This is a genomic window from Chitinispirillales bacterium (assembly GCA_031254455.1).
Taxonomy (GTDB): Bacteria; Fibrobacterota; Chitinivibrionia; order Chitinivibrionales; family Chitinivibrionaceae; genus WRFX01.
Map to the genome: position 1 here is coordinate 45,661 of JAIRUI010000099.1, position 8,393 is coordinate 54,053.

The 8,393-nt window shown below is 39.2% G+C and carries 7 protein-coding genes; all 7 read right to left on the bottom strand.

All coding sequences use genetic code 11. The features are described 5' to 3' along the window. Positions 1-10 precede the first annotated feature (10 nt). Entirely contained in the window at positions 11-934 is a 924-nt protein-coding gene (locus LBH98_07825) for a capsular polysaccharide synthesis protein (protein MDR0304654.1), read from the bottom strand. Positions 935-947: 13 nt separating this feature from the next. After that, positions 948-1,031 (bottom strand): Stealth CR1 domain-containing protein, encoded by an 84-nt coding sequence (locus LBH98_07830; protein ID MDR0304655.1) that lies wholly within the window; start codon positions 1,029-1,031, stop codon positions 948-950. Beyond that, a complete protein-coding gene (locus tag LBH98_07835; GenBank protein ID MDR0304656.1) occupies positions 1,028-1,864 on the bottom strand; it encodes a glycosyltransferase family 2 protein in 837 nt (278 codons plus the stop codon). Before LBH98_07835 ends, LBH98_07830 begins: the two co-directional genes overlap by 4 nt. 47 nt (positions 1,865-1,911) lie before the next feature. After that, positions 1,912-3,951, bottom strand: a complete 2,040-nt coding sequence (gene ppk1 / locus LBH98_07840; GenBank protein ID MDR0304657.1) for a polyphosphate kinase 1 — start codon at positions 3,949-3,951, stop codon at positions 1,912-1,914. A 22-nt stretch (positions 3,952-3,973) separates the two neighbouring features. Further along, entirely contained in the window at positions 3,974-5,035 is a 1,062-nt protein-coding gene (locus LBH98_07845; GenBank protein ID MDR0304658.1) for an ATP-dependent 6-phosphofructokinase, read from the bottom strand. 162 nt (positions 5,036-5,197) lie between these two features. After that, a complete protein-coding gene (gene leuS, locus LBH98_07850; protein MDR0304659.1) occupies positions 5,198-7,741 on the bottom strand; it encodes a leucine--tRNA ligase in 2,544 nt (847 codons plus the stop codon). Positions 7,742-7,789: 48 nt separating this feature from the next. After that, complete coding sequence (locus LBH98_07855) at positions 7,790-8,119, bottom strand: hypothetical protein (GenBank protein MDR0304660.1); 330 nt, start codon at positions 8,117-8,119, stop codon at positions 7,790-7,792. Positions 8,120-8,393 lie beyond the last annotated feature (274 nt).

The following is an 8,393-nucleotide window of genomic DNA, read 5'->3' on the forward strand; positions in this document are numbered from 1 at the left end:
TTTTATACTTTTATATTTCCCCTTCGCTTAATTTTGAAAAATAGGTATCGGAATAATTAATTCCAATTGGTATCTTGTATGTTGTTTTCTGAATAAACGATGTTTCTTTTATTCTTTCCCATTCTTTGATATCAAATTTTTTTAATAAATTACTACCGACAAGTTGCTGTATTTCGTCCTCAGAGATATGCGGCATTTTGTCAAATAAATCTTTTGCAACCGGATTTTTCTCAACCAATGCTTTAAACATTAAATGAATTTGAAAATATTCAAGTTTTTTTGTTTCTTTTTTCCAATATTCCATACTCATTTCATGCCACGCATCACATAAAAAACTACCTTTTTTAGTGCGAATAAAACAACTTTGCATATACGAATACGGGAAATGCGTCAATTCACCTGTCAAAAATACAAAAAAATCTTCGTCAAGAATATATTTCGGTACAAAATCGGTCATGTATCCCGTTGCATCAAGCCAAATACCACCGTGATTTTTCAATAAATTCAGCCGTAATAGATCGGAAAAATGAGTATAATCAATTTGCTCCTTTTTGAATTTATCCAACACATAATTCGGCAAATCCGAGAAATTTTCCATTGTAGATTTAGTTAATATCCTATGTTCAAAATTCCCTTTGAATTTATCAACACTTTTCAAACACGATATTACAATTTCAGGGGTTGTTTTTCCATTAGGATTATCCCAAAACTGCCAAATAATTTCGGGGGGAGTTACTGTAATTTCCTTTTGCTCAACGCTTTTAACCACCGGAAGATATTTTTTAGCCACATAATTTGTCAAAATATCGGCTTTAACAAATTCGCCTTTAAGTTTATTTTTTTTCATATCGCCACTTTGCAACCAACCGATTAAACGTATAAAAAAAATTGTTATTCTTATCTGAAATTTAGCAAAACTTCGTGAACAGCTCATAACAAATCTCCTCTTATTTCTCTAACTCAACATTCTTTTTTGCAAGCCACTTTTTATCACTGCCGTCCACCCATAAATAAACCAAATCAATTTTCATATCCCCAACTCCTTAAATCTTTTCGGGATTTTAGCTATCAGACGCATTCCAAGCATACTCGGCTTATTCCAAGCGTAAATCGGTCTGAAAATATTTTGAACAAAACGCGCAAAACCAAAAATTTTATCGCCGTCGAAACATTTTTTATTTGAAACGTCTTCAATAACTTTTATTCTTTTTTTTAGGTGTTTTATTCTTCCGGTTTTAATGAAATCTTGGTCGTCGAAACGACTTTTAAGTGCGTCATAATCCGCGTTTCCAAAGTGAAGTAGATACAAATTTTTATCGATACGAAAATTATACTTTCTCACCCTGTGAAAACCGCTTCCCCAGCGAACGGGTTTTGAAACAACCGAAGTTTTTGTATACCTTGAAGAAAGCAGAGCGTACTCCCGTTGTCGTAAAAACGGTTGAAATTTATCTAATTTTCGCTCAAATTTCAAATGCTGACCAAAATCCAATCCAAGCCCTGAAACGCTTGGATTTATTTTTATTTGCGACAAATACTCGCCAAGCGTTTTACCGATTTTCGGATCTACAATCAAAAACTCGTCCGCGTCGCAGCCGACAACCAAATCGTATTTTTGCAACAGATCCTTTGCTTTATCCGACAAAAAATCAAGACGCCGTTTTTCCGCATCAACGACATTATACCCTTTTTTTTCAACGACAAAAACATTAGCATCGCCCGAGCCGTTTGGCGCTGTTTGGTCGTTTCCGTCCAAATAAATATACAAGTTTTCTTCACCCAAAATTTTCCCGTAATACGCAACCCAGCGGTTTAGAAAAAACTCGTCGTTTCTTGCCATCGTAATAGCGCAAATTTTTCTCATGACGGTAAAATACTATCTGCCGAAAAGCCAAAAACGAACTTTCAAAACTAAATAACGTTGTCAATAAAAAACTGCTGACTTGACTCGCCCGCTTCCTTCTTTCTTACGTATTCTCCGTCTTCGGTAAGATAACTCGCCTTTTCATTGTCGGCAAGCATAATTTCCAGCATTTTACTTATCTTGCTTTGAATTCGACGGTCAATCACGGGCGCGGCGATTTCTACCCTTTTGGCGACATTTCTGGTCATTAAATCGGCGCTTGAAATATAAATTTCCGGTTTTTTTTCGCCGAAACTGTATATGCGGCTATGTTCCAAAAAACGTCCTACAATACTTTTGACTTCAATATTCTCGGTTTTACCGGCGACATTGGGTAAAAGGCAGCAAATTCCGCGGACTATCAAGCGAATTTTTACACCGGCGCTTGACGCTTTCACAAATTCTTTTATAAAATCCACATCGGTCAAACTATTCATTTTACATACGATTTTTGCAGGCTTTCCGGCTTCGGCAAGCGTGGTTTGCTCTTTTATTTTCTGCAAAAACACTTTTTTTAGATTTTGCGGTGCGACAAGAAGTTTTTTGCAATCGATTTCCACGTCTCCCATAGATATTTTACGAAAAAATACCGCCGCGTCCTCGCCAATTTCTTTATTTGCCGTAATTATGTTCAAATCCGTATATTGCCGTGCGGTTGTTTCTTTGTAATTTCCCGTCCCCAAATGCGTAATGTAAAAAATATTTTCGTCCTCTCTTAGCACTATAAGCATTATTTTTGAATGAACTTTGTAATTTCCGACACCGTAAACAACCGTACAACCCGCTTCTTTCAAAATTTCTGTCAAATACAGATTGTTTTCTTCGTCAAAACGGGCGGCAAGTTCCATTATTACCGTCACTTCTTTGTCGTTTCGTTTCGCTCGGCGAAGCGCCTCTATAATCCGCGACTGTTTATCGACACGGTATATCGTAATTTTTATGCTTGCAACCCGCTTGTCCACGCTTGCTTCGTCCAATAAATCCAAAAACGTATCCATACTGTCGAAAGGGTAAGACAAAAACAAATCGCTTGCAAGAACACAAGTAATGAGCGAATTTGATTTTGCAAGTAAAACCTGCCTACTTTTAAGTGCAGAATATTTTAGTTGCGCAACTTTTTCCAAAGGCAAATATTTATCTATTGAAAAAAGAAATTTGTAGTCAAAGAAGTAGTAAATCGTAAAACACTGTTCCGGTTCCACTACGAAATTTTTACACAAAAAACTTTTTATCGCTTTACAATCACCGCTAAATTCCAAACGAACAGGCGGCAAATTTGAGCGGGAACGCACCTGTCCTTTCAAAAGTTTGGAAAAATCATATTCCAATTCAAAATCCATACTATACATTTCTATATCTACATCGGCATTGCGAGTCAGACGAACAAGCGATTTTTCCACAACATTGTATTTTGAAAATATTTGATCGGCAAAGCAATAAATCAGGTCTTCACTGGTCATAATTTTTGTGCCGTAAGAAGTCGTATGCGTTACCAATCTTTCGCATTTTGTCGGCACAGGCAATATTCCAAAGGAATTTTTGCCGCCGTATTCCAAATAAAGAATGACATACATGTTCAGATTTTCAAGATGTATCAACGGATGTTTGTTATCCAGAACCATCGGGTTAAGCAAAGGCAACATGGTTTTTTGAAAATATTTCTCAAAATGCTTGTCAACATCTTTGCTTTTTAAACGAGAATTTATGATGTTTATACCCTCGTTCTTGAGTTCGGTAAAAATGTTTTTCGCAATTTTCATTCTAAATTTATAAAGTTTCTGAGTGTATTTGTAAATTCCCAGCAATTGTTCAGACGAAGTTAAGCCGGTTTTGTTTTCTTTCGCATCGGGATTGTCATGAACACCGTTAAACAAACTCCCGACACGCACCATAAAAAACTCGTCCAGATTGCTGGAAAATATTGAGAGAAATTTACATTTTTCTAAAAGCGGATTATCCTGTGAAGACGCCTCTTGAAGCACCCGTTCGTTAAATTTCAACCAAGAATATTCACGATTCACAAAGGTGTTTTTAATAAATTTGTTCATTTTTATTTCTCTCTTTTTATTTTTAGTCGCCAAACGTTATGCCGACGTCTCTTGACGCCTGAACGAGTTCGTGGTCTTTCGATACGAATTTCGTTTCTCCTGCAATATCCACAAGGTTATTGTGAGTTATTTTCCCGTTACTTATAGCCACGGTTGCGCCGAATTGCTTTTCATTTACCAATTTTGCGGCGTATGCGCCCATTTGCGTACAGATTATACGGTCGTAAGGAGTCGGATTTCCGCCTCGAACTATATGTCCGGTCACCATAACGCGCGTTTCCGTATTCAATGCGCTTGCTATAACTTTTGCAATACGGTTGGAATCTGTTATTTCGCCTCTTTCTTCGCGCTTTTGACAACGTTCCTTTTTGGAAAGAGCCGCTTCATCTTTATCCATAGCCCCTTCCGCAACAGCCATAACGCAGTATCCGTTTCTGTCGTTCGCTTTTTGCGCCGCCTTAACGACTTTGTCGATATCGTAAGGAATTTCGGGAATAAGTATAATATCCGCGCCGCCGCCTATTCCGGCATAAAGCGTAAGCCAGCCGACTTTATTGCCCATAATCTCTACAAGCATAGTACGTCCGTGGCTTGCCGCAGTCGTTCGTATCCTGTCAATGCATTCCGTTGCGACATCCACCGCAGAATGAAATCCGAAAGTAATATCAGTCCCAAAAATATCGTTATCAATGGTTTTGGGCAAACATATCAACTTAATTCCCTCGTCAGCCAATAATTTGGCTTTTTTGTAGGTTCCCTGTCCGCCCAAAACGATTAAAATATCCAAACCCATTTTATGATAGTTTTCTTTTATAGCGGTAATCGTTTCATTATCTTCCGATTTAACCAATTCTTTATATGAAAGACGCGAAGTGCCGAGTATCGTTCCGCCGACATTTAAAATGTTGGCAAACTCCTCATGTTTCATTTTCCTGAAAGAACGATTGATAAGTCCGCTGTATCCGCCTATAATTCCATAAATTTCGACTTTTGGGTCAAACGCCGTTATCGCCTTTACGAATCCGTACATAACGGCGTTAAGCCCGGCGCAATCCCCGCCGCTTGTCAAAAGCCCGATATTCATTATGATCCTTTCGACTTATAATAATATAAACGCTTTTGAAAATATGTATTGCCAAAAAAAGATGTAAAGAATTTAGCAGATTTAACGGCGATTTTTCAGAGTCTTTTCATAGATTTTGCTTATTTTGTTCTACCGCCGCAAAAACAGAATGTAACAGAAATTTTAATTAGCCACGATATTCACGATTTTGTTTGCGACGACAATTACTTTACGAATCGTTAAATTTTCTAAGTACTTTTTGACATTGCCGTTTTCCAGCGCTAATTTTTTGGTTTCTTCCTGCGACGCTCCGTTTGGAATGTCAATTGTCGCTCGCATTTTCCCATTAATCTGAACCCCGATTGTTATACTGTCCTTAATTATAGCCGTTTCATCTACTTTTGGGAACCGCGACCTGAATATCGACTCTTTATTTCCCAAAAATCCCCACAATTCTTCAGACAAATGCGGCGTTATAGGCGCAAGAACTTTCAGCATAATTTCAATCGTTTCCGTCAATACGGTCTTCGAACATTTTTCATTCAACTTTCTAAACGAATTAAGTAATTCCATAGACCGAGCAAGCGCCGTATTGAACTGCCAATTTTCGTCGTAATACTGGATTATGCTCTTGAGGGCGCTGTGGGCGGCAAAACGCATTTCTTTATCGGCAAAACCGTCACCCGCTTTTTGCGAATTTAAGTTTTGAATCGCCTGCGATACGGATTCCCAAAATCTCGTCAAAAATCTTGAAATCCCGATAACGCCTTCTTCTTTCCAAATCCTATCGTTAATCGGAGGAACGTCCGCTAATATGTATGCTCTCATAGTATCTGCGCCGAAGCGGTTTATTATGTCTTCAGGGTCGATTACGTTCAGACGTGTTTTTGACATTTTCGCTACTTCCGCTTCAATTTTTTTGGCACAGTGAACACATTTTCCATCGGAAACTTCGTCGGGTTTGAGCCATTTATGCTGCGGACATCTGTAAGACATTGCGCAAACCATCCCTTGTGTGAATAATTTTTTTGCCGGCTCGTCGAAATCTATGAGTCCCAACTCTTTCATAACCATAGTGAAAAAACGCACGTAAATCAGATGCATGGTCGCATGTTCGATTCCGCCGATATAAATGTCAATCGGTCCCCAGTAATTCGCTTCGTCCTTGCGAAACGGCGCGTCATGACAGTTTGTAGAACAATACCGTAAATAATACCACGACGAATCTACGAAAGTATCCATCGTATCTGTTTCGCGTTTGGCTTCTGCGCCGCATTTTGGGCATTTGCATTTGACAAAACTCTCGCTTCTCGCAAGCGGAGAGTCTCCGTCGGGACGAAATTCCACATCATCGGGAAGTTTTACCGGTAAATCGCTTTCGGGAACGCAAACGACTCCGCATTTGGGACAATGAATAATCGGAATAGGCGCACCCCAGTACCTTTGACGCGACAAAAGCCAATCACGCAGACGATAATTAAGCGTTTTTTTACCGAAACCTTTTTCTTCCAGATACGAAATTATATCGCTCATAGCCTCTCTGTTGTTTCTCCCGCTGAACTGCGCGGAATCTACCAGAATTCCGTCGCCTTCATAAGCGCATTCCATTTCGTTTTCAACTAATTTTTTGTTCGCCGACTGAATTACGACCTTTTTTTCTATGCCGTATTTTTGCGCAAATTCAAAATCGCGCTGATCGTGAGTAGGAACAGCCATTACGACGCCCGTTCCGTAAGACATTATCGCAAAATTCGCTACGAAAATCTTAACTTTCTCGCCATTAACGGGATTTATCGCATAGGCGCCCGTCCAAACACCTTCTTTTTCGCGGGAAAGCAATTCCTTTTCGCTTGTTCCCAACTTTTTCATTTCTTCGATTTTTGCACGGATTTCGTTTTCGTTTTGCCGCCCCTTAATCAATTCCTGCGCAAGCGGATGCTGCGGCGCCATCGACATAAACTTCACTCCCCAAAGCGTATCGGGACGTGTCGTGTAAACGTCGATTGTTTTATCCGAATTCTCAATTTTGAAACCGACAAGCGCGCCTTCGCTCCGTCCTATCCATTCCTTTTGCATTTTAATGACGCGTTCAGGCCATTGTGTAAGTTTTTCATGATTATCAAGCAGTTTTTGCGCATATTTGCTCATCAAAAAATACCACTGACGCAAATCCTTTTGTATGACGTCAGTCCCGCACCGTTCACACTTTCCCTCTTGAACCTGTTCGTTTGCAAGCACGGTTTTGCAACTCGGACAATAATTCACCGCGCCGTCTTTTTGCGCCACAAGCCCTTTTTTATAAAACTGCAAAAACAACCATTGCGTCCATTTGTAATAATCTTCTGCACTTGTCGAAAGTTCGCGGGTTTTATCAAATCCCCATCCAGCCATAGCCATTTGCGACTTCATTCTTTCAATGTTTATTTTAATATTTTGCGACGGATGAATGCCGTTTTTTATGGCGGCGTTTTCTGCGGGAAGCCCAAACGAATCCCAGCCGATAGGAGTCATAACGTTGTATCCGTTCATCATACTGTAACGAGCGATTACGTCGTTAATCGTGTAATTCATTACGTGCCCCATATGCAACGCACCGCTTGGATAGGGAAACATCGACAATATGTACTTTTTTGGTTTTGAATTATCTTCTTTCGCAAAAAACAATCCCATATATTCCCATTTATCTTGCCATTTTTTCTCAAATTCGCTCGGTTGATAACCGCTCATTTTCTCCTCCGTTACTCTTTCTCTTAACTTTTCGAGAACCGCTCACTTCTATTTCTTTGCTTTCTCAAACTCATATTTCAAAATCGGATCGCATTTTCCAGGATATTTCGCAGTAACACTATCCGTACATCCAGAAAAGTCCAACTTTTCGCAATTCATGCAAACGTTTTCATACCACTCGTCGCTGATATTGTGCGGCTTATTACCTTCTTCGCCGTCACCGTCGCCAGACGCTTTATCAGCTTTTTGCAGTATAGATTTTGCAAGAAGTCCTAACTGTTCAACCATCTCTGCCGGCATCTGCTGCGCCGCCATTTGAATATAAATAGACAACGCTTCTTTAATTACCTGTTTCTCGTCGTTTGTAAAAATCGACATATTTTACTCCTTAATTTTCATATAAAATAATTTTTTGCTAATATAAATAATCTTTAACAATTATGTATTTCTTATTTATCTTTTCGCCTACGTTTACCGTCTCTTTGTCATCTAAAACACAACATTATCAATGTTATCGCAAACGGCTTGCCTTAATCTCAATAAATTTTCAGATTTTCATCAAGAATTTCAACATTCTCACCGCTTGGACGCAATACTCCGATGCCTTGTCTTAACGCTTCTTCTTCCGTATTATCTTCAAACGACATTCCCG